Genomic DNA, 23,603 nt, shown 5'->3' on the forward strand with positions numbered 1-23,603 from the left:
ATTTTGGAAGACCATGAACAAGCCTGTGAGCCCGGAGCCTTTCGATTCGCGCGGCGCGGCGGCGATGTTTGAACGCTATCGTCGCGACGATTCGCCCAAGCCGAAGCAGTGGAACGACACGCTTGACCTTATTCTTGCGCATCGCTCGCACCGGAATTTCCTGCGTGAGCCGCTGCCCGAGGGCGCGTTGGAGATCATCGTGGCCGCCGCGCAGTCGGCGTCGACATCGTCAAATCTGCAAGTCTGGAGCGTCGTCGCCGTTCAGGATGAGGCGCGCAAGACGCGTCTCGCCGATCTCGCCGGCGGTCAGAAACACATCCATAACGCGCCGCTATTTCTCGTCTGGCTGTGCGATCTTGCACGGCTCGAGAATCTTGGGCGCGACAAGGGTCGCGATGCGGCAGGATTATCTTACTTCGAAATGTTCCTGACCGGCGTCGTCGACGCCGCGCTCGCCGCGCAGAACGCCGTCACCGCGCTCGAATCGATTGGTCTGGGCTGCTGCTATATCGGCGCAATGCGCAACAAACCGGAAGAGGTCGCCAAGGAATTAAACTTGCCGCCGAACGTCTTCGCCGTTTTTGGCATGGCGATCGGCGTTCCCGATCCCGCCGCCAACGCGGCCGTCAAACCTCGCCTCGGACAAGGCGCCGTGCTTCATCGCGAGCAGTATGAAGGGGGCGAAACGCAGCGCGAGGCGATCGAAACGCTCGATGCGAAGTTCAAGGAATTCCAGAAGGAGCAGGGGCTCCCTGATCAAGGCTGGATTCGCCAGGCGCTATCGCGCGTGCGTGGCCCTGAAGCGTTGAGCGGACGCGACCGCATCCGCGAAGCGCTCATCGCGTTGGGCTTCGGCCTCAAGTAATCAATGAGATGAAGGCTAGGGTCATGGACGCGCAAGTGACGAACGCGTACTCAGGCGAAATTTTTGATCTTTGGGACACCTATAAGAAAGTCGTCGTCAAAGATTTCATGTTTCACGCCGCGCTCAGCCAAGAGGTCGAGCGCGTCTTGCGCGCCCGCTTCCAGGGCGGCGACTTTTCCCTGCTCGATCTCGGTTGCGGAGATGCGCATGTCTTTGCGCCGATCCTGCGCCGCATCCCTCCAGCAAGCTACAAAGGCGTCGACCTTTCAGACACCGCGCTCGGCCTCGCCGCAGAGAATTTGCAGTCTCTACCGTGTCCGGTGCAGCTCGCGCATAGCGACATTCTGTCGGCTCTTTCCGACGGGGCTACTTACGACGTGATACACAGCAGTTTCGTTCTGCATCACCTTGCGACCGAGGACAAAGCGGAGTTCTTCCGCCGCGCATCTCGAGCGCTCGCGCCTGGCGGCTTGCTCTTGCTGGTCGATACGATGCGTCAGGAAGACGAAACACGTGGGGACTATTTGAAGCATTATTTCGATTGGATTGAGAAGGACTGGGCCGGACTTTCGCGCGCCGAGAAGGATGCGATCTTCGAGCATATTTCAACCAGCGACTACCCGGAGCCATTGTCGCTCCTGGAACAACAGGCGCGGGCGGCGGGTCTTAAGCGCTTGCCGGGCGATGTCCCGCATCGCTGGCACCATCTCATGCGCTTCGAGCGAGCTTAGCCGGTGTCGGAAGCGGCGGTCATAGCCGCCCAAGAGCCGCGCGCGCCGCGCGAGACCGTCGACGCCGACAGCGTCGTCGCTAAGGCGGCGCGGCGACTGATCCCCTTTCTCGTCACCGGCTTCATCGTCGCATATCTCGACCGCGTGAACATCGGTTTCGCGGCGCTGACGATGAATGGCGAACTCGGCTTCACGCCGGAATTTTTTGGCTGGGGCGCCGGCGTCTTCTTTATCGGCTATTGCCTGTTCGAAGCGCCGAGCAATTACATCATGCATCGCGTCGGCGCGCGCATGTGGATTGCGCGCATCATGGTGAGTTGGGGCGTCGTTTCGGCGCTCACCGCCTTCATCTGGAACGAGGCAAGCTTCGTTGTTTTGCGCCTGCTGCTCGGCGTGATGGAAGCTGGTTTTGCGCCCGGCGTCATCCTCTATCTCACATACTGGATTCCTGCCGCGCAACGCGCGCGCGTTCTCGCCGGCTTCCTCATTGCAGTTCCGGTGTCGAGTGCGATCGGTTCGCCGATCTCCGGGCTCATTCTCGCGGCAATGGATGGCGTCGGCGGAATCAGCGGCTGGCGCTGGCTATTCCTGATGGAGGCGACGCCATCGATCATTTTGGGAATTGTCTGCTTCTTCTATCTGCCTGACGGACCTCAGTCGGCGAAATGGCTGACGCCCGGCGAAATAGCGTCGCTGCAAGCGAAGCTTGAGAGCGAGGCGGAGCAGGACCATGGCGACCACTGGCGCGCGCTCAAGGATATGCGCGTTCTCATCCTCGGCATCGCCTATTTCGGGATCGTCATCGCCCTCTATGGCTTGAGCTTCTGGCTTCCGCAAATCATCAAATCCTTCGGATTTGGCGTCGTCGCCACGAGTTTGCTGGCGTCAATTCCCTATGTCTGCAGTGCGCTCGCAATGTGGGCGTGGAGCCGCAGTTCCGATCGTCGGCGCGAGACCGTGGGTCACACGGCGCTCGCCGGAGTCATCGGCGCTATGGGGTTGGCTTGCGCCGCCTATGCGCCGACGCCATTGCTGTCGATGATCGCGCTGTCCATCGCCGCCGTCGGCGCAATCGCGGCGCTGCCGACCTTCTGGTGCTTCACGACGCTGGCGCTCGGATCAGGCGACGCGGTGATCGGCGTCGCGGTGATCAATTCCATCGGCAACATCTCGGGTTTCGCTGGGCCTTACCTCGTCGGCCTCATCAAAGGCGCAACCGGCGAGTTTTCCGACGCGCTGCTCGCGCTGGCGCTGGGGCCGCTGGTCACGGCGCTCCTGCTTTTGCGGGCGCGGCGTTCAGCGAATAATAAATGTCGAGCGCGCGGCGTTTGAGCTCGTCGACAGAGATCTCTTCTTTGCGCGTCGAGAATACCCAGACATGGCCGAAGGGATCGCGCACCGTTCCGCTGCGATCGCCGTAAAACATATTTTGCGGCCCGCAGACCTTGGTCGCTCCGGCTTCGATCGCTTTGATAAAGATCGAATCAACGTCGGCCACATAGACATTGAGGCTGACTGACGAACCGCCGAGCGCTCTTGGCGGCGTCAATCCGCCCTCTTCATAAACATCGGCGAGCATGACGATCGAATCGCCGATCATTATCTCGGCATGGGCGATGAGACCGTTGGGAAGTTCGACGCGGACGCGCTCCTTGGCGCCGAAAGCGCCCTTATAGAAGTCGATCGCCTTCGCCGCGCCGGCGATGCAGAGATAGGGCGTCACTTTGGCGTAAGGCACCGGAACCGATTTGTCGGCCATGTTTCTTCCCTCGCTCTGTATCGCCGCCCTCTGTATTAAGGTAACGCGCTCAGGCTTAAGGCAAGAGGCGGATCTATCCTTCGATCGCCTCGCGTTTGATCTCCAGCTCCAGCCATTGTTCTTCGGCCGCTGCGAGTTCCGACTCCACCGTCGCGAACATCTCGCTCGCCTTTGCAAATTTCGGCGGATCCTTCGCGTAAAGCTCAGGATCGTCGAGCAGCGTCTGTAGCTTGGCGCGTCTCGCATTCAGCTCCTCGATCTTGCCGGGAAGGGTTGCGAGCGCATGCTGCTCTTTGAAGGATAGCTTCTGTTTCGCTGCCGCTTTTTCGCGTGGCGCGGGCCTTTCCTTTGTCTCCCCCGCCGTGGCGGTCGCGCCTCGCGCCTCGACGCCCTTGCCGCGCTGCGCGACCATGTCGCTATAGCCCCCGGCATATTCGATCCAGCGTCCTTCGCCTTCGCTCATCAATACGCTCGTCACGATGCGATCGAGAAAGTCGCGATCGTGGCTCACGACGATGAGCGTGCCGGGATAGTCGGCGAGCATTTCTTCCAGCAGATCGAGCGTTTCGAGATCGAGGTCGTTCGTCGGTTCGTCGAGCACGAGAAGATTGGACGGCTTCGCCAGCGCGCGCGCAAGCATCAGGCGTCCGCGCTCGCCGCCAGACAGTCTGCCGATGGGCGTGCGCGCCTGTTCCGGCTTAAACAGAAAATCCTTCATATAGCCGACGACGTGACGCCGCTCGCCATTGATTTCGATGGTGTCCGAGCCGCCGCCGGTCAGCGCATCCTGCAAGGTCGTTTCAGGATCGAGACTCGCGCGGCTTTGCTCGAGGGTCGCCATTTCGAGATTGGCGCCCAACCGCACTTTGCCCTGATCGGGCGCGAGCGCGCCTATCATAACATTCACGAGCGTGGTTTTGCCGGCGCCGTTCGCCCCGACGACGCCGAGGCGATCGCCGCGTAGAATGCGCGTCGTGAAATTCTCGACGATGACGCGGGCGCCGTATGATTTGCCGATTTTGATCGCTTCGATAACGAGCTTGCCGGAAAGCTGCGCTTCGCTTGCTTCGAGCTTCACGTCGCCCGTCGGCATGACGCGGTTGCGCCGCTCCGCGCGCAAATGATTCAGGCCCGCGAGTCGCTTCATATTGCGCTTGCGCCGACCGGAAACGCCGTGGCGAAGCCAATGTTCTTCGGCGACGATCTTGCGCGCCAATTTATGCTGTTGCTTTTCCTCTTCCTCCAATTCGCGGTCGCGCCAGGCTTCGAACTCCTTGAAGCCCTGCGCTAGGTGGCGCGTGCGGCCGCGGTCGATCCACAGCGTTTCCCGCGTCAGATCCTGAAGAAAGCGGCGATCATGGCTGATGAGCACGAGCGCCGATCGTAAACCCGCGAGCCTTTCTTCAAGCCACAGGATCGTCGGCAGATCGAGATGGTTCGTCGGTTCGTCCAAAAGCAGAATGTCGGGTTCAGGCGCCAGAACGCGCGCGAGCGCCGCGCGCCGCGCTTCGCCGCCCGACAGGAGCGCGGGGCGCTCGTCGCCTTGGAGCCCCAAATCATTGAGCAGCGTCCTGGCGACGTGCGAATCGTCCAGCGGGCCGAGCCCCGCTTCGACATAGGCGAGGGTGGTGGCGAAGTCCGAGAAGTCCGGCTCCTGCGGCAGATAGCGCAGCGACGCCCCCGGCTGCAGAAAGCGCGCGCCGCCGTCGGGTTCGATTTCGCCGGCGGCGATCTTGAGCAGCGTCGACTTCCCTGAGCCGTTGCGGCCGACGACGCAGAGCCGCGCGCCAGGCGCGACGGAGAGATCGGCGCCATCCAACAATGGCTTTCCGCCGAGGGTCAGCGTTACGCCTTGTAGAGCGAGGAGAGGCGGCGGGGGCATGGAAGCTTAGCAGCGTCTTATGGACATGAGATAAGCTTTTCCACGCGGCTGGGCCTTTTGTCACCCCCGGCGCTGTCGATAGTTCTTGGAGCAGGAGCAATGCCCGTTACGACCGAGCAAATCCACGCTGGACAGGCGATCTACACGCCAAAAATGCTCGCGATCTACGACGTGCTGGTGCTCGGCCTGTCCAATCGCTGGATCTGGAAATGTCCAACGCCCCGTCTGCTCGCCCATTACGACCGGCATGTCAGCGGCAATCATCTCGATGTCGGCGTCGGCACCGGCTATTTTCTTGATCGCTGCTGCTTTCCGACAGCAACGCCGCGCATCGCGTTGATGGATTTAAATCGCGACGCGCTGCAATTTGCGGCGCGACGGATCGCGCGCTGCCAACCCGAGACCTATGTACGCAATGTTATGGAGCCAATCGTCTTTGACGGCTCCAAATTCGATTCAGTCGGCGTCAATTATCTCTTCCATTGTCTGCCGGGGGACATGGCGACGAAGGCGCAAGCTTTCGATTTTCTGTCGCCGCTGATGTCTCCTAAAGCTGTCGTGTTCGGTTCGACGCTGCTGCAAGGCGGAGTGGAGCGCAGCTTCGCTGCGCGAAGGCTGATGGATTTCTATAATTCCAAGGACATATTTTCGAACACGCAGGATAATCTGGAGACGCTGACGCGCGAACTCGAAAAGCGCTTCAGCGCGGTCAGCGTCGAAACAGTCGGCTGCGCCGCGTTGTTTTCGGCGAGCGTGAAGGACTCAGGCGCCTAACCCCAACGCCTTTCGTACGCGCGCTGAATAGCCATAGAGATCGGGGCGCAGCACGATCCGCCCGCCTTCATCGACATAGGCCGTGAAATATTCGATGTGGATCGGTAGCGGCTTCAAGAGATTAATGTAGCGCTCCGAGCCGCCGATCAGCCGGCGCACGCGGCTTTCCGACCAGCCGCTGCCGGGGCCGAGCACCGCTTCGGCGAGCGCGAAAGGCGCGTCGACGCGCATACAGCCATGGCTGAAGGCGCGATGCGACGCGGAGAACAGGTTGCGCGACGGCGTATCGTGCAGATAGACCGAGAAGTCGTTCGGGAACATGAATTTGATGCGGCCGAGCGCATTGCGTTCGCCCGGGGGCTGGCGCACGACGAGCTTGCCGCCGCGATAGGACACGTTGAAGCCGCTCGCCGCAATGGCGGCGACGTCGCCATTGGCTTTCGGCAGCATCTCCTTATTCAGGATCGACGGCGGCACGTTCCAATAGGGATTGACGATGATGTATTGCAGCGCGTTGGAGAAGATCGGCGTCGGCGTCGTCTCTTTGCCGACGATGACGCGCGTGCGATGCGTCACCTCGCCGTCGCGCACCACAGCAAGTTCGAAGTCGGGGATATTCACCTCGACCCGCTCTTCGCCGAGGTCGCGCGGCAGCCAGCGCCAGCGTTCCATATTGGCGATGATTTCCGCCTCGATACGCGATGTCGAAGCCGTGGCCAGTGGAGCGGCGCCGTGGCGCTTGGACTTGCCTGCAGGCGGCAGGGCGTCGTTCTGCGACACGCCCTCGGCCGTCGCGTAACGGCCGCCGGAAGCCGGCGCGCTGGCGCGCTGCGCTTTCAGCTCGATCAGCTTTTCGCGCAGCTGCTGATAGCCGTAATGCGTGGGATTATAGGCCTGCAGCGCGCCGCCGGCGTTCTCGGCGGCGCCGGCGATTTCCGCCACGGCAATCGCTGGATCGGGAAGAGTCGTCTTCGATCCGATGAGTCGAGAGATGTTCGCGGGGTCGATCCGGGCGCCGCGCGCCTGTAGCGCATAGGCGGCTACGGCTTCCGACAGCGCGAGGTCGTCCGCCGCTGTCGGAGCCGCTTTCTCCGCGTTCGGCGCGGTATAGGCGCGGAGGTCGAGGCCGTCGTCCGCGGCAAGCGCGAGGCGCGCGCGAGCCGCTCTGGCGGACAAGCGCCATTCGCCATTCTCGATCCAGAAGGGCGCGAAGTTTCGAGCGGCGTAAGCGGCGGATAGCGCCGCGCGCAGACGGCGGCGCTCCGGCGCCGTGGCGGCGCCGCCGGATGTCGCCCAGGCATTGAGCGCCAAAGCGAGATCGCGGTTCTCCTCGGGCTGAAGGCTCCAGGCGAGGTCGAGCGGATCTGGCTTTGCTGGATTGGCGCGCGGCTCGACGTCGAGCAGGATTGCGGCAGGCGCGGCGTCTGCGACGGCGAAATCGGGGTTGTCCAACGGCGCGCGTGATGGGACTCGCTCAACGCCAAAGAGCGCGACGAGCGGCGGCGGATCAAAAAATTCGGCGCGACGCGGCGGATATTGACCCGCGACCGCAGGAGCCGCGAGCGCCGAAACGATCGCGCACGCAATAGCAGTGTGAAATCGCGCCGCTTTTTGGCCAGCAGTCATAGCTCATCCTCGCGTGAACCTCATTCCAGCGAGGTCTGAGCGCTTTTCCGGTTAAGTTCTGTGCGATAGCGCAAGCCCGCGGCGTTCCGCCATTGCTTCGCCTGAACAGTAACGTGTGACGTCAAACTTGTGAATCGGCGCAAGCGGGCGCATTCCAATGAGCCGCTGAAAAAGCCGGATTGTGGCGGCGACGCCACAATGGCGAGCGCGACCGCCGTTACTCACCCCGCCTCGACAAAACTCTCCAGCACCATCTTTCTGCCGGCCTTATCGAAATCGACCGTGAGCTTGTTGCCGTCGACAGCCGCCACCGAACCCGGCCCGAACTTCAAGTGAAACACCCGTGCGCCCACCGCGAAGCGCGAGCCGCCGGACGAGCGCGCGATCACTTCGCCGTCGATCGTCATTGGCCGTTTGGCGCGCGCGCCGCGCGACTCGCGCGTCGAGTCGCTGCGCGGGGAGTCGCTGCGCGCCGCCTGGGCGCGCTTCCATCCCGGCGTCGAATAGTCTGAGCCATAGACGTCGAGATTGGCGAAGCGCGAGACGCCATAGGAGCCATATTGTGAAGCGTTCGGGGCCTCTACCACTTCGACATTGTCGGACGGCAGATTGTCGATGAATCGCGAGGGCACTGTCGGCTGCCACAGTCCGTGAATGCGCCGGTTGCTGGCAAAGTAGATTTTGGCGCGGCGCTTGGCGCGCGTCAGGCCGACATAGGCGAGGCGGCGCTCCTCCTCGAGTCCGGCGCGTCCCTGTTCGTCGAGCGTGCGCTGGCTCGGAAACAGTCCTTCCTCCCAGCCGGGCAGATAGACGGTCTCGAACTCAAGGCCCTTCGCGCCATGCAGAGTCATGATCGACACGCGTTCTTGATCGACGGCGCTGTCGGCCTCCATGACGAGCGACACATGTTCGAGGAAGGCGTCGAGATCAGGAAAGGCCTCCATCGCCCGAACAAGCTCTTTCAAATTGTCGAGCCGGCCGGCGGCCTCGGGCGTCTTGTCCGCGCGCCACAGCTCGGTATAGCCGGATTCATCGAGCACCTGCTCGGCGAACTCATGCTGCGGCTTTGAGTCGATCAGCGCGCCCCAGCGGTCGAAATCGCCGATGAGGCTGCGCAGCGCGCCGCGGGGCTTTGGCTTCAGTTCCTCGCTTTCGACAAGGATGCGCGCCGCCTGCATCAGCGGAACCCGCTCGCGCCGCGCATATTCATGCAGCATTTGCAGCGTCGCGTCGCCGAGACCGCGTTTCGGCGTATTGATGATACGCTCGAAGGCGAGATCGTCGGCCGGCTGCGCGACGCAGCGCAGATAGGCGAGCGCGTCGCGGATTTCGAGACGCTCGTAAAAGCGCGGGCCGCCGATGACGCGATAGGGCAGGCCGATCTCCACGAAGCGCTCTTCGAATTCGCGCATCTGAAATGAGGCGCGCACGAGAATGGCGATCTCTTCGAGCGAATCGCCGTTGCGGCTCGACTGCTCGATGTCCTCGCCGATGACCCGCGCCTCTTCCTGGCTGTCCCAAACGCCGGTGAGCGTCGGCTTTTCGCCGTCGCCGCCGTCAGTGAACAACGTTTTGCCGAGCCGCCCGTCATTGTGGGAGATGAGATGCGAAGCGGCGGCGAGAATGTGCCCGGTCGAGCGGTAATTGCGCTCGAGGCGAATGACCTTAGCGCCAGGGAAATCCTGTTCGAAACGCAGGATGTTTTCGACTTCGGCGCCGCGCCAGCCATAGACGCTCTGATCGTCGTCGCCGACGCAGCAGATATTTTGTTGACCCGGCGCGCGTCCCTGCGAGATCAATCGCAGCCATAGATATTGCGCGACATTCGTGTCCTGATATTCGTCGACGAGAATATATTTGAAGCGCCGCTGATAGTCGGCGAGCACATCCGGATTGTCGCGAAAGAGCCGCAGGCTCTCCATCAAGAGATCGCCGAAGTCGACGGCGTTTAAGACCTTGAGCCGCTCCTGATAGAGCGCGTAAAGCGCCGCGCCCTTGCCATTGGCGAAGCTCTCGGCCTCGCCGGCAGGCACCTGCGCCGGCGTCAGCCCGCGGTTCTTCCAGCCGTCGATGCGCATGGCGAGCGCGCGCGCGGGCCAGCGCTTATCGTCGATATTCTCCGCATGCAGCACCTGCTTGAGGAGGCGTATCTGATCGTCCGTGTCGAGAATGGTGAAGTTCGTCTTCAGTCCGACGAGCTCGGCGTGACGGCGCAAAATCTTGGCGCTGATCGCGTGAAAAGTGCCGAGCCATTGCATCGCCTGCGCGCCTTCGCCGACGAGCGCCTCGACGCGCTGGCGCATCTCGCGCGCCGCTTTGTTCGTGAAGGTGACGGCGAGGATTTCATAGGCGCGCGCCTTGCCGAGGGCGAGGATGTGGGCGATGCGCGTCGTCAGAGCCCGCGTCTTGCCCGTGCCGGCGCCGGCGAGCACCAGCACCGGTCCGTCGAGCGTTTCGACAGCGGCGCGCTGCTCGGGATTGAGCGCGTCGAGATAACGCGGCCGCCCAGCCGCCGCGGCGCGCGCGGCGAGCCCGCCCGCCTGAGGCGCATAATCGTCGGACTTCGGCGACAGGCTGCTCTTCATGATTCTGCAATCATATAGGAGAACGGAACGCGAATCACGAGCTTGGGCAGCCAAAATCTCGGCTGCGGGCGCTCAGTGCCGCTTAGGGACCAGGTTTTGAAAAAATGGTTTTCCAGTCGTTCTTCATACTGACGACCATCCATCCGCGCGCCTGCGCCTCATTGAGACCCCGATCGAGGCGCCCGACAGAAGATTTGCGGTCATAAGCGGCCTCTCTTTCAGCGTCGTCGTGGTGAACAATGAGCCCAAAGCGCGCGCCTTTGCAGGCGGTGGTCCATTGCAGCATTTCGAAGTCGCCGTCGGAGTTGCCGAAGGCGGCGATTGGACGCCGACCGAGATATTCATTTATCCCGACGGGCTTTCCCGCCTTATCGTCGATGAAATTGATTTTTGGTTCTCGTAAGAGCATCGGTTCGCCATCCTTGACGACGAATTTCGTCACGATCGTCGAGCCGATCACCATCTCGGGCGGCACGCCATAGACGCGCTCGGCGAACGTTCTGATGAACTCCGCGCCGCCGCCTGAAACGATGTAGGTCTTGAAACCATTGGCGCGCAGATAGGACAGCAATTCGAGCATCGGCTGATAAACAAGATCGTCGTATCGCCGCTTGAAATAGGGGTGGATCGCGGTGGCAAGCCATTGCGCGACGGTCGCCTGGAATTCCTGTGGCGTATTGCCCGCATGCGTCGCGGTGACGAGTCGCAATGCAGTTTTTTCGCCCCCCGCAGCAAGAGTTTTGAAATCGTTCTCCAGCGCCGCCTTGAAGGGCTGTTCCTTGCGCCATTCGGGATGTTTGGGCGCAAGCGCCTTTACGCGATCCAGCGCGAAGAAGAGTTGAGAATAGGCTGGCCACTCGGTCCAGAGCGTTCCGTCATTGTCGAAAACCGCGATGCGATCCTCGGGCTTTACAAATTCTGGTCCGTCCTGGGCGGTCACCCGAGCGACAAAGGCGATGATCGCCTGTTTGGCGGCGCCGTCGTTCCAAGATGGAAGAGCGTCGAGCGCCAGCGCCGGCCGTATGAAAAGGACCGCCCATGTGAACGCGACCAAGACGAACAGCCTCGCTGTTCTCATTCCGGTCATTCGATCGGCAAGCCTGCAATTGATGCGGCGATTGGCGTTCAAGGAGTGGCGCTCACAGGTTCGATTTCAGGCTTGTCGAAGCCGAAGAGGAGGCTATCTGCGTGCGTATATAAGGAATTTATCTGATGGGAGGGAAGGCGCTGATGCGACTGACTGCGGTCTTAACGCTCGCGGGCGCGTTAGCAAGCGCTATCGCTGCTGCACAAGCCGAGACGACAAAAAAACCGCATATCGTGGTGATTTGGGGCGACGATATCGGACAGTCGAACATCAGCGCCTATACAAATGGACTCATGGGCTATCGCACGCCCAATATCGACTCGATCGCCCAGCAGGGAATGATCTTTACGGATTATTATGGCGAACAAAGCTGCACCGCAGGACGCGCCTCTTTCATTACAGGGCAGAGCGGATTGCGCACGGGTCTTACCAAGGTCGGCCTGCCAGGCGCAGACCTCGGATTGCGTAAGGAAGACCCGACCATCGCCGAACTTCTCAAGGCGCAAGGTTATGCGACAGGCCAATTCGGCAAAAACCATCTTGGCGACAAGGATGAGTTTCTGCCCACGGCGCATGGCTTCGATGAATTCTACGGAAACCTTTATCATTTAAATGCTGAGGAAGAGCCCGAACTGCCGGATTATCCAAAAGCCAACGATCCTGAATTTCCAAATTTTCGAAAAAACTACGGTCCGCGCGGCGTCATTCATAGCTTCGTGACCGCGAATGGCGGTCAGAAAGTCGAAGACACGGGGCCGCTAACCAGTGAGCGAATGGAAACCATCGATGACGACGTCGCCGCCAGGGTCGTCGATTTCCTCGAAAAGCAGGTGAAAGCCGGTAAACCTGTTTTTCTGTGGCTGAACTTCACCCACATGCATTTTCGCACGCATGCAAAACCGAAAAGCGTCGGCCAAGCAGGACGCTGGAACGGACCATATGCGGATGTGATGATTGATCACGACAAAAATGTCGGGACCGTTCTTCAAAAGATCAAAGATCTCGGGATTGAGGATGAGACGATCGTCTTCTATTCGACCGACAATGGTCCCCATATGAATTCCTGGCCGGATGCGGCGATGACGCCCTTCCGCAACGAGAAGAATTCCAACTGGGAAGGCGCTTATCGCGTGCCAGCGATGGTTCGTTGGCCTGGCAAGATCAAGTCAGGTTCGGTTTCCAACGAGATCATCTCGCATCTCGACTGGATGCCGACGCTTCTCGCAGCCGCAGGCGTGCCGGATATCAAGGAAAAATTGCTGAAAGGATACAAGATCGGAAAATCGAATTACAAAGTCCATTTGGACGGCTACAATCTATTGCCATATCTGACAGGTCAGGAAGAAAAGAGCCCGCGCAGGGAGTTCTTTTATATCTCCGACGATGGCGATCTGACGGGACTTCGGTTTGATAATTGGAAGTTTGTCTTTTCGGAACAAAGAGCGCCGGGCACTTTGCGAGTTTGGGCCGAGCCGTTGACCAGTCTTCGCGTGCCGCTGATCTTCAACCTCCGCATGGACCCCTATGAACGCGCCAACATCACGTCAAACACCTATTACGACTGGCTGTTGGATCATGCATTCATGCTGATCCCCGCGCAGACCTATGTCGGACAATATCTGGCGACGTTTAAAGACTACCCGCCTCGGCAAAAGGCCGCGACTTTCTCGATCGACCAGGCCTTGGAAAAGCTGAAACGACCGCTGCATCGTGATTGATATGAATCTGGTTGGTTCTCTCTCGTCCATTCCCACGGCCGTCCACAGGCTGTCGTTGCGACCCGAACCGCAATGCGGTTGCTCTCGATCCCGCTACTTTGGTCGGAGAATGCGGCGGAGCTTAAATGCGTCCCAGCGCTCGTTCCAACACGAACACTCTAAGGGCTGAGGACAGGTTCGCTTCGCCGCGCTCGGCGTCGACGCGGGCGATGAGCGCCGCGAGCGAGACACTCTCCTGCGTGGCGATCTCTTTCAGCGCCCGCCAGAAGGCGTCTTCAAGAGAGACGCTGGTGCGATGGCCGGCGATGACGACTGAATGTTTGACGATCCGGCGGGAACTGGCGTCTAGAGCGCGCTGCGAAAAAGTGGACGCCGGGTCTTCGTGCAAAGCGCGCTCTATGCTTTTGGAATCGATCATGTCATCTGCATGGGGCGATCCGCCCAAATGCAGCGTGACCTATTGGCGCTTGCGCCTTTCTCACGCTTGATCTTCCGCGTCGATCTCGCGTCTATGGCCGTCGAATCTGGCGTTTTCCAGCCGCTTCTGCGCGGCGGTCAGTTCACGTTCGGATTTGCTGCGCCCATGCGCGACGCGGTTCGTCTGCGCCGTCTTTTCCTGCTCGCGGCGGTCGCGCTGTTTGCGGGCGCGACGCAGATTGACGATCTCGCCCATCAGGGCTTTTTACGGAAGGCGTCGATCGAGACGATTTTCTCGTCACCTTCCTCCTTGGTTTCGACCGGCCTGAGTTTTCTCGGCTTGTCGGCCCCTGCCGTTTTGGAGGCATCCGACTTGGCCGGTTCAATTTTCGTAGGGGCGATCCTGGTGGGCTCGACTTTTGGCTTGAGCTCTTTCACAGGCTCCGGCTTCTTGGCGATGAGGCTTGGTCCTGCCGCAGGCGCTTCCTCCTCTGTCTCTTCAAGCGAGTCTTCGCCACTCTCGAAGCGCAGGCCGAATTCGACCGCAGGATCGAAGAAGCCGGTGACAGCGGAAAAGGGCACATAGAGACGCTCCGGAACCGAGCGAAACGACAAAGTGACGCCGAAGCCTTCGTCGTCGACTTCCAAATTTGAATATTGATGTTGCAGGATGATCGTCAGCTCATGCGGCCACTGCTCGGCGAGGCGGCGCGAAATCATGACGCCTGGCGCATCAGTGTGGAAGCTGATGGTGAAGTGGTGATCGCCCGGCAGATAGCCGTTCCCGGCAACGTCGCCGAGCACCTTGCGCATGACGCCGCGCATGGCGTCCTGGACGAGAAGATCGTAACGAATAATGTCTTTGGCCATTGCGTCGCGCCAGACTGCCATTTGCATGGTCGACCGGCTGCCGCTTCCGACCATTTGGTTGCCGCGCTTTGCATCACGGCGGCGCAGCGCGAAAAAGGTTAAGTGGAGGCTTCTGTTGCCAGGCGCCTCCGGACCCCGCCTAGAAGTGCAAACCCCTAGGACTTTGATCCCGGTATGGGCGCTGCATTACGCAGCGACGGCCACCGGAGCATAGTTGTCGTTGGCAACTATAAGGTTTGACCCGATAACGGCGGTATCATGCCGAGCGAAAAATCACCCTTTACGCCCTCGTCGATCCTATTTCGCCCCCGCCGAAGCCCGCCGCGCCGACGGGCTTTGGTGGAGGCGCCGGGTACCGCCCCCGGGTCCGAATGGTTTATTACGGTGTTCATTTATCGCCATAGCCGCCGCAAGCGACGGCGAAGTGAATATAGGCGTTTGCGGGATTTTGTGAAAGGGCGGACCTGTTACGCTGTGGAAAGGCCGCAGCGGCCTAATCTCGCCGCTGCGGCCATTTCTACTGCAGCTTCGAAAACCGCTCCGCTCACGATGCCTTATGTTTCGCGGGATGATGAACGTTCCTGCCGTAGTGCTTGCCCTGCTGCTTCGCGTGATGCTTGTGATGCTTCATGCTCTTGTGCTTGGCGGGCGGCTTGGTCGTTTCCGTCGCGCTCGGCTCGTTCGCATCGGTGGCCGCGTAAGCGGATTGGGTCATGATCGGCGCACAAAGAAGAGCCGCGACGGCGAGCATTGTGGTGAGTTTCATTGGTGAGTCTCCGTCTGGGGAAATGCGGAAATGCATCCCTTTGCCTTGCCCGTTCACCCCTACGACTCGTCCACTGAACAGGCGCTGAAGTCGCCGTTCATTCCGCCTTCATCAAATCAACGCAGCCCACCGCTATGGCTCGCCGACGCGCTTCACAGCGCCGAAGCCCTTTGCCTCCATGGCGAGATGCAGCCTGTTCTGCAGTCCGGCGTCGTCGCCCTTGACCAGCAAGGCGGCGTTGTCGGCGATCGCCTCGCAGAGCGCGCTCACCCAGGGCTCCTCGATTTTGGCGAAATCGCTCAGCACATAGGAATGAACGAGCGCCTTATCGCCGGGATGGCCGATGCCGAGCCGCAGCCGCTTATAGTCGTTGCCGATATGAGCGGTGATCGAGCGCAGCCCATTGTGTCCTGCGCCGCCGCCGCCGGTCTTAATCCGGCATTTGGCGGGCGCGAGATCGAGTTCGTCGTGAATGACGACGATCTCGTCGAGCCCAATTTTGTGAAAACGCGCGGCTTCGCCGACTGAACGGCCGCTGTCGTTCATATAGGTTTGCGGCTCCAGCAGCATGACGCGTTCGCCGCCTATGGTTCCTTCGCTGATGAGGCCCTGAAAGCGCGCCCGGGCCTGCGGAAAGCCTTGTCGCTTAGCGATCGCTTCGAGCGCCATGAAGCCGATATTGTGCCGGTTTTTGGCGTAGGCGCGTCCGGGATTGCCGAGTCCGACAAGGAGCAGCATGTGAGCCTCTGCATATAAAAATGGCCGGGCGAACCCGGCCATTATCACGGTAAGCTTAACCGCGCTTACTTCTTCTTTTCTTCCTTGGCCGGAGCGGCCGCAGGCGCAGGCGCCGCCGCTGCCGCCGCGGGAGCCTCTTCCTCGGCGCCGCCGCCAGCGGGCGGCGACAGGCTCGCCACAGTGAAATTCTTGTCCGGATTCGTCGGTCTGCAGCCCTCCGGCAGCGGGATCGCCGAAATATGCAGGGAGTCGTTGAAATCCATGCCCGTCAGGTCGGCGGTGATCGCTTCCGGGATATTATCGGCTGGCACCCACATCTCCACCGTGTGGTAGACGATGTTGAGCGCGCCGCCCCGCTTCAGGCCAGGCGCCACCTCGTGATTGGTGAAGTGCACCGGCACTTGCACGCGGAGCCGCGAACCTGGCTTCAGGCGCAGAAAGTCGACATGGATCGGCGTGTCCTTGACGACATCAAGCTGGTAGTCGCGCGGGATCGCGCGCTCCTTCTTGCCGTCGACGTCGAGTTCGAAGATCGTCGTGAGAAAGTGCCCTGCGAAGATGAGCTGGGTAACGCTCTTTTTATCGAGCGAGAGCGGCTGCGGCGCTTCGCCGCCTCCATAGAGCACTGCTGGAATGCGGCCTTCACGGCGAACGCTGCGGGCGGCCCCCTTGCCTGTCCCGCTGCGCACCGTGGCCGCGAGCTTCTTAGTCTCGGCCATGTCGGTGTCCTTAAGTCAAAAGAAAAGGCGCTGCTTCGCCTCCAGGGGTGTCGGAAACGCAAGCGCCGCGGCGCTTATAGGCGACTAGGCCACGCGAGGCAAGGCGAGGGGCGGAATCATTCGCAAGACCCCCTTTACGTTTGCGGCTGGCGCCTCATATGGCCGCAGTCGCTCGATTTTTGGGCGTCATGGCGCAGCCGCTGCTTCGTTCCGGCTGCAAGAGAAAGGGTTGCAACATGCGTACTCTGGCGACTTGCGTAGCGCTTCTCGGACTCGTCGGCTTGGCGGCGACTCCGGCTCAAGCTGATCGTCTTACCCGTCAGGAGAAATCAAGCCTTCGTACAGCGATGAAGGACGCGCAGTGCTCCGGCGGCAGAATGGAATCCCGAAAAGGGAACTTCGAAATTGATAATGCGCGCTGTCAAAACGGCAGGCGCTATGACCTCACGTTCGATCAGAACTTCAAGCTGATGAACAAGGAGCCGGAAGGCAGGTCCAGCCGGTTTTATGGCCGTCACAACAAGCGCGAAAACAGGCGCGGCATGGACTGACGCCGCCTCTGACAGCTAGAAACTGCGAACCGCGCCGCTCACCAAAGATCAATGGTGGGCGGCGTTATCCTGTTAGAGCGTCTATGGGAAGCGACGATGCCGCGCTCTTACGCCTTGGCCTCGGGCAAATTCAGCCTGATGTGCAATTCACGCAGATGCTTCATCGTGGGTTCCGACGGCGCGCCCATCAATAGATCCTCGGCGCGTTGATTCATCGGGAAGAGCGTCACCTCGCGTAAGTTTTCCTCTTCCGCGAGCAACATCACGATGCGGTCGACGCCCGGCGCGATGCCGCCATGCGGCGGCGCGCCATATTGGAAGGCCCGATACATGCCGCCAAATTTCTCGATGAGCACATCCTCGCCATAGCCGGCGATCTCGAAAGCGCGGCGCATTATGTCAGGGCGGTGGTTTCTGATCGCGCCGGACGAGAGCTCCACCCCATTGCAGACGATGTCGTATTGGAAGGCGAGAATGTCGAGCGGGTCCATGGTGTCGAGCGCGTCAAGCCCGCCCTGTGGCATGGAGAAGGGATTGTGCGAGAAATCGATCTTCTTCTCGTCCTCGTTCCATTCATACATCGGGAAGTCGACGATCCAGCAGAATTCGAACACGTCCTTCTTCGTTAGACCGAGTTCGTCGCCGATGCGCAGCCTCGCCATGCCGGCAAGTTTCGCGGCGGCGGTCTCTTCTCCAGCTGAGAAGAACACAGCGTCGCCCGCCTTGACGCCCGCCTTGGCGGCGATCGCGGCCTGTGCGTCCGCAGGAATGAATTTGGCGATTGGGCCTTTGCCGGCGAGCGCGCCGTCTTCTTCTTCGAAGATCACATAGCCGAGGCCGGGCGCGCCCTCGCTGCGCGCCCAGTCGTTCAGCTTGTCGAAAAAGCTTCTCGGTTGTGCTGCCGCGCCCAGTGCCGGAATGGCGCGCACCGTCTTGCCCTTAAACGCTTTAAAGCTCACGTCCTCGCGGCCGAATTCGTCGGACACGTCCGCGATGATCAGCGGATTGCGCAAATCCGGCTTGTCCGCGCCATATTTCAGCATCGCCTCTCGGAAGGAAATGCGCGGGAACTTCTGGGTGACGGTCTTTCCGTTGGCGAACTCTTCGAACAGTCCGCGCAGCACCGGCTCCATCGCCTCGAACACGTCGTCCTGCGTGACGAAGCTCATTTCGACGTCGAGCTGATAGAACTCGCCCGGCGAACGGTCGGCGCGCGCGTCTTCGTCGCGAAAGCAGGGCGCGATCTGGAAATAGCGGTCGAAGCCCGCGACCATGATGAGCTGCTTGAACTGCTGCGGCGCCTGAGGCAGCGCGTAGAATTTCCCTGGATGGAGGCGCGAGGGCACGAGAAAGTCGCGCGCGCCTTCGGGCGAGGAGGCGGTCAGGATCGGCGTCTGGAATTCGAAGAAGCCCGCCTGTTTCATGCGCGTGCGGATCGAGTCGACGATGCGGCCACGCAGCATGATGTTTCGATGCAGCTTCTCGCGACGCAGATCGATGAAGCGATATTTGAGGCGCGTGTCTTCTGGATAGGGTTGGTCGCCGAAAACCGGCACCGGCAATTCGGCGGCTGGGCCGAGGACCTCGATCTCGCTGACGTAAACCTCGACCTGTCCCGTCGGCATGTCGGGATTTTCGGTGCCGGGAGGCCGCTTGCGAATTTCGCCGTCGAGCCGCACGACCCATTCCGAGCGCAATTTCTCCGCCTGTGCAAAGGCGGGCGAATCCGGATCGACGACGCATTGCGTCAGGCCATAATGGTCGCGCAGGTCGATGAACAGCACGCCGCCGTGGTCGCGAATGCGATGACACCAGCCGGAGAGCCGGATTTTCTCGCCGACGAGCGTTTCGTTGGGTTCTCCACAATTATGCGAACGGTAGCGATGCAAGGGCCGGCTCATCAGAATTTGGGTTGGAGGGGACACTGCCCACGAATATCGGGCGTTTTCGCGCGCAGAAAGGGCATGGGCCGTCGCCGGCTGTCAAGTTGAGCGGCGCGGGGCGAACTATTTCTTGAAAAATGCGTCGGCGGCGGCGCTTGCCGCCTGTTTCGCCGCGCGGGCGGCTTCGAGCCGCGTGATCTCTTGCCGCAGCTTCTCGATGCGTTCCTCAAGTTCGGCGATCGAGAGTAGATCGAGCGGTTGGCCGATCTCGAAAGCCGCGGGGCGGCGCGGCGCCTCATCTTCCTCGCTTTTCATCGACGCGCGACCTCGGCTCGATTTCTTCAATCGACGACAAAAATAGCGCTGGAGGCATGGAGCGCCAACTTGTCGACGCGCGTCATTTGAGCGTAATTTCCGGCGCGCTTGATGGTCCGCGTAGGGCGGGGCGTCGGCGGCCGCTCGAGCGCCGGACGAAATACATATGACCAAGTGGGTTTACAGCTTCAGCGCCGGTCGCTCCGAAGGGTCGGCGTCGATGAAAGACCTTTTGGGCGGCAAGGGCGCCAATCTCGCTGAAATGGCGGCGCTCGGCCTGCCGGTGCCGCCGGGCTTCACCATCACCACCGAGGTTTGCGCCTATTTTTTCGCCAACGGCAAGAGCTTTCCCGCCGATCTCGCTCCCCAGGTTGACGAAGCGCTCGCAGAAATCGGCCGCGTCGCCGGACATGCTTTCGAGGACCCTCAGTGGCCGCTGCTCGTCTCCGTGCGTTCGGGCGCTCGCGCCTCGATGCCCGGAATGATGGACACCGTTCTCAATTTGGGCCTTAACGACGAGACGGTCGAAGCTGTCGCGCGCAACTCCGGCGACGAACGCTTCGCATGGGACTGTTACCGGCGCTTTATCGAAATGTATTCCTCCGTCGTGCTCGGCGTTGAACATCATGAGTTCGAGGAAGCGCTGGAGCACATGAAGGAAAGCAAGGGTTTCGCGCTCGACACGCAGCTCTCGGCCGACGATTGGCGCAAGGTCGCGGCGCAATATAAGGCGATCGTCGAAAATTTTGCAGGCAAGAGTTTCCCGCAAGATCCCCGCGAGCAATTGTGGGGCGCGATCAAGGCGGTGTTTTCGTCCTGGATGAACAATCGCGCTATCGTCTATCGCAGCCTGCACAACATTCCCGAGAATTGGGGCACCGCGGTCAATATCCAGGCGATGGTGTTTGGCAATATGGGCGCGCAGTCGGCGACCGGCGTCGCCTTCACGCGCAATCCTTCGACCGGCGTGCGCGAGCTCTATGGCGAATACCTCATCAACGCGCAGGGCGAAGACGTCGTCGCCGGCATTCGCACGCCGCAGCCCATCACCCAGTCCGCAAGCCACGCCTCCGGCTTCGAGAAAGTTTCGCTCGAAGCGGCGATGCCGGCGATCTTCGCCGAATTCAAGGGATATGCCGATAAGCTCGAACGCCACTTCCGCGACATGCAGGACATGGAGTTCACGGTCGAGCGCGGCAAATTATGGATGCTGCAGACGCGCGCGGGCAAACGAACCGCGCGCGCGGCGCTGAAACTCGCCGTCGACATGGCGCGCGAAGGTTTGATCGGCAAGGATGAGGCGATTGTGCGAGTCGAGCCGCAGTCGCTCGAACAATTGCTTCATCCGACGATCGATCCCACCGCGAAGCGCAATATTCTCGCGACAGGTTTGCCCGCTTCGCCTGGCGCGGCGGTCGGCGAAATTGTCTTCGATCCGGAAGAAGCCGCGAAGCTCGCATCGAACGGCCGCAAGATCATTCTCGTGCGCATCGAGACGAGTCCCGAAGACATCGGCGGCATGCATGCGGCGGAAGGCATTCTCACCGCGCGCGGCGGCATGACCTCGCACGCCGCCGTCGTGGCGCGCGGCATGGGCAAGCCCTGCGTCACCGGCGCCGGCGCGCTGCGCATCGACTATGAGGATCAGAGCTTTACCGTCGCCGGCAAGCGCTTCGCCAAGGGCGAGCGCATCACCATCGACGGATCGGCGGGCCAGGTCATCGCCGGCGAGGTGAAGATGCAGCGGCCGGAGCTCACTGGCGAATTCGCCGTGCTGATGTCCTGGGCGGATCAGAAACGGCGTCTGAAAATCCGCGCCAACGCCGAAACGCCCGCAGACGCGCGCGCCGCCCGCCGCTTCGGCGCCGAAGGCATCGGCCTCGCGCGCACCGAACATATGTTTTTCGAAGGCGAGCGCATCGTCGCGGTGCGCGAAATGATTCTCGCCGACGATATTGAGGGACGCCGCCACGCGCTGGCGAAGCTCCTGCCGATGCAGCGCGAGGATTTCAAGCAGCTCTTCGAGATCATGTCGGGCCTGCCGGTCACCATCCGTCTGCTCGATCCGCCGCTGCATGAGTTCCTGCCGCATTCGGATTCGGAAATCGCCGCCGTGGCGAAGGCGATGGGCGCCGATCCGGTGAAGCTGCGCCGCCGCGCCGCGCAGCTTTCCGAATTCAATCCGATGCTCGGCTTTCGCGGCGTGCGCCTCGCGGTGATTTTTCCCGAAATCGTCGACATGCAGGCGCGGGCGATTTTCGAGGCGGCGATCGAAGCCTCGCTCTCGACCGGCGAACCGGTCGACATCGAAATCATGGCGCCGCTCGTCTTCACCGGCGCCGAGCTCGATCTCGTCAAGTCGCGCGTCGCCGAGATGGCGAAGCTCGTTGAAGATGAAACCGGCATCAGGCCGAACTACCACGTCGGCACGATGATCGAACTGCCGCGCGCGGCGCTGCGCGCCGGCGACATCGCCGCTTCGGCGGATTTCTTCTCCTTCGGCACCAACGATCTGACGCAGACGACGCTCGGCATTTCGCGCGACGATTCAGGCTCTTTCCTCAACGCCTATGTCGAAAAGGGATTGCTGCCGGCCGACCCTTTCGTGACGATCGATCAGGAAGGCGTCGGCGAGCTTGTCGCGCTCGGCTGCAAACGCGCCCGCGCCGCGAATCCGACGATTACGCTCGGGGTCTGCGGCGAACATGGCGGCGACCCGGCTTCTGTCGCCTTCTTCGACAAGATCGGCTTCGACTATGTGTCCTGTTCGCCATTCCGCGTGCCGATCGCGCGGCTCGCGGCCGCTCAAGCGGCGCTCGGCGAAAAGGCGGTCAGCACCGCCTGATCTCGTCTAGAAATTCTCAAGCAGAAACGTCATGGCCGGGCTTGTCCCGGCCATCGATGCCGTCGTGCGCGGCAGCCTTACGTGGATGCCCGGCGCAAGGCCGGGCATGAAGCTTAGGGAGAGGCGTCGAGCGCTTTCCGTAGACGCAGCCGCGGCGCTAAGCGCTCTCCAGCTCTTCGTCGCGATGGTTCATCTCGAAGCGGCGCACGATCAGGCGCACGAGATAAAGGCCGAACTCGGGATTCTGAAAATAGAGCTGCTCGAACTGCTCATAGGTGATGACGAGCAGTCGTACGTCGCTCATGCAGCGCGCCGTCGCCGTGCGCTTGCCCGCATGTGTAAAAAGCGCCATCTCGCCGAAAATGTCGCCCGGCGAGAGAATTGCGCCGCGTTCGACGATTTCCACGCGTCCCTCGACGACGACGAAGGCTTCGTCGGCTTCGTCGCCCTTCCAGAAGATCCTTTCGCCAGCGCTGAGCGCGCGTGGATGCATGAAGGGCTTCAGCCATTCGATATTCAGATCGCCGTCATTGGCTTCGCGCACGCTGGCGATCAGCCGGTTCATTTCGCGCATTCGCGTGAAGTTGAGCGGCAGATTGATCGCATGTTTGGCGATCGTCGGCGGACTGGCGATGAGGAGTCCATAAGTCACGCCGAGCACATTGCCGAGCATCGCTGTGATGCGCAGCGGAATCATCCGCTTCATGTAAGCCGCGCCGACCACCGTCGACGCCTCGGCCCAGGCGAGCGCCGTCAGCGCCACGGCGCCGACCGTCTTTCCCGCGTCGGACGTGGCCCAGTTCGTTATCGCATCGATCAATTCGGACATTGCGGCTTCCACGGTTGCGCGCTGCGCTTAACCTTTGCGCCGCGCCCACACAAGCGCTCAAAGAGCTTGTGGGACTGGACTTTCCAATGCGCTTTCGCACATTCGCCCTATGCGACAAACGAGCCGGATGCTGCGGATCGAAACTTCGGGACGCGGATTTTACGAATTAACCGAGAATATTCGCGACTTTGCGCGCAGCGCGGGCATGACTCAGGGTTTGCTGACAGTTTTTTGCCGACACACCTCCGCCTCGCTGCTCATTCAGGAGAACGCCGACCCGACGGTGCTGCGCGATCTCGAAGCCGTCTTCGCGCGGCTCGCGCCCGAGGGCGCGGATTACGCGCATGACACGGAAGGCCCTGATGATATGCCGGCGCATATCCGCGTCGCGCTCACCCAGACGCAGCTCTCGATCCCGCTCATCGGCGGCGTTCTGTCGCTTGGGACCTGGCAGGGCGTTTTTCTCTTCGAGCACCGTCGGCGCGCCCACCGCCGCGAGATCGCGCTCCATCTGATCGGCGAATAGCTCCAACAGTTGCGTCATTCTGGCACGTCGCCTCAGGGCCGCCGGCAACGGTTCTGCAAGGCTAATGAACGATAAGATTTCTCGAAAGTTCGCATTCGGGGCGGGGCGGCGGAAGAT

22 protein-coding genes and 1 other RNA gene are annotated in these 23,603 nt (G+C 61.2%); 8 read left to right on the forward strand and 15 right to left on the reverse strand.

What is annotated here, in order from left to right:
• Positions 1–13 precede the first annotated feature (13 nt).
• Genes FEV16_RS07580 through FEV16_RS07590 form a run of 3 tightly spaced genes read left to right on the forward strand, consistent with a single transcriptional unit; the run spans position 14 to position 2,928 of the window.
• Positions 14–865, forward strand: coding sequence for an NADPH-dependent oxidoreductase (locus FEV16_RS07580; RefSeq protein ID WP_138167023.1), 852 nt, complete (start codon positions 14–16; stop codon positions 863–865).
• Positions 866–888: 23 nt separating this feature from the next.
• On the forward strand, positions 889–1,596 hold the full coding sequence (locus FEV16_RS07585; RefSeq protein ID WP_138167024.1) for a class I SAM-dependent methyltransferase: 708 nt from the start codon (positions 889–891) through the stop codon (positions 1,594–1,596).
• Positions 1,597–1,599: 3 nt separating this feature from the next.
• Positions 1,600–2,928 (forward strand): MFS transporter, encoded by a 1,329-nt coding sequence (locus tag FEV16_RS07590; RefSeq protein WP_138167025.1) that lies wholly within the window; start codon positions 1,600–1,602, stop codon positions 2,926–2,928.
• Here FEV16_RS07590 and FEV16_RS07595 read toward each other — a convergent pair.
• Complete coding sequence (locus FEV16_RS07595) at positions 2,861–3,355, reverse strand: VOC family protein (protein WP_138167026.1); 495 nt, start codon at positions 3,353–3,355, stop codon at positions 2,861–2,863. The genes FEV16_RS07590 and FEV16_RS07595 overlap by 68 nt on opposite strands.
• A gap of 73 nt (positions 3,356–3,428) precedes the next feature.
• Entirely contained in the window at positions 3,429–5,237 is a 1,809-nt protein-coding gene (locus tag FEV16_RS07600) for an ATP-binding cassette domain-containing protein (protein WP_138167027.1), read from the reverse strand.
• A 99-nt stretch (positions 5,238–5,336) separates the two neighbouring features.
• Here FEV16_RS07600 and FEV16_RS07605 point away from each other — a divergent pair, with 99 nt between their 5' ends.
• Positions 5,337–6,011, forward strand: coding sequence for a class I SAM-dependent methyltransferase (locus FEV16_RS07605; protein ID WP_138167028.1), 675 nt, complete (start codon positions 5,337–5,339; stop codon positions 6,009–6,011).
• Here the strand turns inward: FEV16_RS07605 and FEV16_RS07610 are convergent.
• From FEV16_RS07610 to FEV16_RS07620, 3 genes are all read right to left on the reverse strand, one after another.
• Positions 6,000–7,637, reverse strand: a complete 1,638-nt coding sequence (locus tag FEV16_RS07610) for a L,D-transpeptidase family protein (RefSeq protein ID WP_138167029.1) — start codon at positions 7,635–7,637, stop codon at positions 6,000–6,002. The genes FEV16_RS07605 and FEV16_RS07610 overlap by 12 nt on opposite strands.
• Positions 7,638–7,858: 221 nt before the next feature.
• Positions 7,859–10,222, reverse strand: a complete 2,364-nt coding sequence (locus tag FEV16_RS07615) for a UvrD-helicase domain-containing protein (RefSeq protein ID WP_138167030.1) — start codon at positions 10,220–10,222, stop codon at positions 7,859–7,861.
• Positions 10,223–10,304: 82 nt separating this feature from the next.
• Positions 10,305–11,300, reverse strand: coding sequence for an HAD family hydrolase (locus FEV16_RS07620; protein WP_348639972.1), 996 nt, complete (start codon positions 11,298–11,300; stop codon positions 10,305–10,307).
• Between the two features lie 152 nt (positions 11,301–11,452).
• Here FEV16_RS07620 and FEV16_RS07625 point away from each other — a divergent pair, with 152 nt between their 5' ends.
• Positions 11,453–13,027: an arylsulfatase gene (locus FEV16_RS07625; RefSeq protein WP_246657218.1), complete on the forward strand. Its 1,575-nt coding sequence runs from the start codon at positions 11,453–11,455 to the stop codon at positions 13,025–13,027.
• A gap of 121 nt (positions 13,028–13,148) precedes the next feature.
• On the opposite strand, the gene FEV16_RS16860 is transcribed toward FEV16_RS07625, so the two are convergent.
• From FEV16_RS16860 to FEV16_RS07660, 7 genes are all read right to left on the reverse strand, one after another.
• Entirely contained in the window at positions 13,149–13,355 is a 207-nt protein-coding gene (locus FEV16_RS16860) for a ribbon-helix-helix domain-containing protein (RefSeq protein WP_171015176.1), read from the reverse strand.
• 150 nt (positions 13,356–13,505) lie between these two features.
• Complete coding sequence (locus FEV16_RS07635; protein ID WP_138167034.1) at positions 13,506–13,700, reverse strand: DUF4169 family protein; 195 nt, start codon at positions 13,698–13,700, stop codon at positions 13,506–13,508.
• Positions 13,700–14,314 carry a ClpXP protease specificity-enhancing factor SspB gene (locus FEV16_RS07640; protein WP_138167035.1) on the reverse strand — a complete coding sequence of 205 codons (615 nt, stop codon included), beginning with the start codon at positions 14,312–14,314 and terminating at the stop codon, positions 13,700–13,702. Before FEV16_RS07640 ends, FEV16_RS07635 begins: the two co-directional genes overlap by 1 nt.
• Positions 14,315–14,415: 101 nt before the next feature.
• Positions 14,416–14,774, reverse strand: a transfer-messenger RNA (tmRNA) gene (gene ssrA / locus FEV16_RS07645).
• Between the two features lie 84 nt (positions 14,775–14,858).
• Positions 14,859–15,080, reverse strand: coding sequence for a hypothetical protein (locus FEV16_RS07650; RefSeq protein WP_138167036.1), 222 nt, complete (start codon positions 15,078–15,080; stop codon positions 14,859–14,861).
• A 132-nt stretch (positions 15,081–15,212) separates the two neighbouring features.
• Complete coding sequence (pth, locus tag FEV16_RS07655) at positions 15,213–15,818, reverse strand: aminoacyl-tRNA hydrolase (protein WP_138167037.1); 606 nt, start codon at positions 15,816–15,818, stop codon at positions 15,213–15,215.
• A 65-nt stretch (positions 15,819–15,883) separates the two neighbouring features.
• Positions 15,884–16,537, reverse strand: a complete 654-nt coding sequence (locus FEV16_RS07660) for a 50S ribosomal protein L25/general stress protein Ctc (protein ID WP_138167038.1) — start codon at positions 16,535–16,537, stop codon at positions 15,884–15,886.
• Between the two features lie 188 nt (positions 16,538–16,725).
• On the opposite strand from FEV16_RS07660, the gene FEV16_RS07665 reads away from it, so the two are divergent.
• The gene (locus tag FEV16_RS07665; RefSeq protein ID WP_246657219.1) at positions 16,726–17,088 is read left to right on the forward strand and encodes a PepSY domain-containing protein; all 363 of its coding nucleotides are present in this window, start codon (positions 16,726–16,728) and stop codon (positions 17,086–17,088) included.
• A 107-nt stretch (positions 17,089–17,195) separates the two neighbouring features.
• Here FEV16_RS07665 and aspS read toward each other — a convergent pair whose 3' ends face one another.
• Together aspS and FEV16_RS07675 are read right to left on the reverse strand one after the other, a co-directional pair.
• Positions 17,196–18,977 (reverse strand): aspartate--tRNA ligase, encoded by a 1,782-nt coding sequence (gene aspS / locus FEV16_RS07670; protein WP_138167039.1) that lies wholly within the window; start codon positions 18,975–18,977, stop codon positions 17,196–17,198.
• Positions 18,978–19,094: 117 nt separating this feature from the next.
• Positions 19,095–19,286 (reverse strand): DUF1192 domain-containing protein, encoded by a 192-nt coding sequence (locus tag FEV16_RS07675; protein ID WP_138167040.1) that lies wholly within the window; start codon positions 19,284–19,286, stop codon positions 19,095–19,097.
• 166 nt (positions 19,287–19,452) lie between these two features.
• Here FEV16_RS07675 and ppdK point away from each other — a divergent pair, with 166 nt between their 5' ends.
• Positions 19,453–22,131 (forward strand): pyruvate, phosphate dikinase, encoded by a 2,679-nt coding sequence (gene ppdK / locus FEV16_RS07680; RefSeq protein WP_138167041.1) that lies wholly within the window; start codon positions 19,453–19,455, stop codon positions 22,129–22,131.
• A gap of 157 nt (positions 22,132–22,288) precedes the next feature.
• Here the strand turns inward: ppdK and FEV16_RS07685 are convergent, their stop codons facing one another.
• The gene (locus FEV16_RS07685; protein ID WP_138167042.1) at positions 22,289–22,960 is read right to left on the reverse strand and encodes a cyclic nucleotide-binding domain-containing protein; all 672 of its coding nucleotides are present in this window, start codon (positions 22,958–22,960) and stop codon (positions 22,289–22,291) included.
• 109 nt (positions 22,961–23,069) lie between these two features.
• Between FEV16_RS07685 and FEV16_RS07690 the strand changes: the two genes are divergently transcribed.
• On the forward strand, positions 23,070–23,486 hold the full coding sequence (locus FEV16_RS07690; protein ID WP_138167043.1) for a secondary thiamine-phosphate synthase enzyme YjbQ: 417 nt from the start codon (positions 23,070–23,072) through the stop codon (positions 23,484–23,486).
• The last annotated feature ends 117 nt before the right edge of the window (positions 23,487–23,603 follow it).

Origin of the sequence: Methylocystis sp. B8, from assembly GCF_005771425.1 — a bacterium.
Lineage (GTDB): Bacteria > Pseudomonadota > Alphaproteobacteria > Rhizobiales > Beijerinckiaceae > Methylocystis.

Excerpts from the sequence above, each read along its gene's own strand:
- FEV16_RS07580 (WP_138167023.1), top strand. The coding sequence starts at position 14 with ATGAACAAGCCTGTGAGCCCGGAGCCTTTCGATTCGCGCGGCGCGGCG.
- FEV16_RS07585 (WP_138167024.1), top strand. The coding sequence starts at position 889 with ATGGACGCGCAAGTGACGAACGCGTACTCAGGCGAAATTTTTGATCTT.
- FEV16_RS07595 (WP_138167026.1), bottom strand. The coding sequence starts at position 3,355 with ATGGCCGACAAATCGGTTCCGGTGCCTTACGCCAAAGTGACGCCCTAT.
- FEV16_RS07600 (WP_138167027.1), bottom strand. The coding sequence starts at position 5,237 with ATGCCCCCGCCGCCTCTCCTCGCTCTACAAGGCGTAACGCTGACCCTC.
- FEV16_RS07605 (WP_138167028.1), top strand. The coding sequence starts at position 5,337 with ATGCCCGTTACGACCGAGCAAATCCACGCTGGACAGGCGATCTACACG.
- FEV16_RS07610 (WP_138167029.1), bottom strand. The coding sequence starts at position 7,637 with ATGACTGCTGGCCAAAAAGCGGCGCGATTTCACACTGCTATTGCGTGC.
- FEV16_RS07615 (WP_138167030.1), bottom strand. The coding sequence starts at position 10,222 with ATGAAGAGCAGCCTGTCGCCGAAGTCCGACGATTATGCGCCTCAGGCG.
- FEV16_RS07620 (WP_348639972.1), bottom strand. The coding sequence starts at position 11,300 with ATGAGAACAGCGAGGCTGTTCGTCTTGGTCGCGTTCACATGGGCGGTC.
- FEV16_RS07625 (WP_246657218.1), top strand. The coding sequence starts at position 11,453 with ATGCGACTGACTGCGGTCTTAACGCTCGCGGGCGCGTTAGCAAGCGCT.
- FEV16_RS07635 (WP_138167034.1), bottom strand. The coding sequence starts at position 13,700 with ATGGGCGAGATCGTCAATCTGCGTCGCGCCCGCAAACAGCGCGACCGC.
- FEV16_RS07640 (WP_138167035.1), bottom strand. The coding sequence starts at position 14,314 with ATGGCCAAAGACATTATTCGTTACGATCTTCTCGTCCAGGACGCCATG.
- FEV16_RS07650 (WP_138167036.1), bottom strand. The coding sequence starts at position 15,080 with ATGAAACTCACCACAATGCTCGCCGTCGCGGCTCTTCTTTGTGCGCCG.
- pth (WP_138167037.1), bottom strand. The coding sequence starts at position 15,818 with ATGCTGCTCCTTGTCGGACTCGGCAATCCCGGACGCGCCTACGCCAAA.
- FEV16_RS07660 (WP_138167038.1), bottom strand. The coding sequence starts at position 16,537 with ATGGCCGAGACTAAGAAGCTCGCGGCCACGGTGCGCAGCGGGACAGGC.
- FEV16_RS07665 (WP_246657219.1), top strand. The coding sequence starts at position 16,726 with ATGGCGCAGCCGCTGCTTCGTTCCGGCTGCAAGAGAAAGGGTTGCAAC.
- FEV16_RS07675 (WP_138167040.1), bottom strand. The coding sequence starts at position 19,286 with ATGAAAAGCGAGGAAGATGAGGCGCCGCGCCGCCCCGCGGCTTTCGAG.
- ppdK (WP_138167041.1), top strand. The coding sequence starts at position 19,453 with ATGACCAAGTGGGTTTACAGCTTCAGCGCCGGTCGCTCCGAAGGGTCG.
- FEV16_RS07685 (WP_138167042.1), bottom strand. The coding sequence starts at position 22,960 with ATGTCCGAATTGATCGATGCGATAACGAACTGGGCCACGTCCGACGCG.
- FEV16_RS07690 (WP_138167043.1), top strand. The coding sequence starts at position 23,070 with ATGCGACAAACGAGCCGGATGCTGCGGATCGAAACTTCGGGACGCGGA.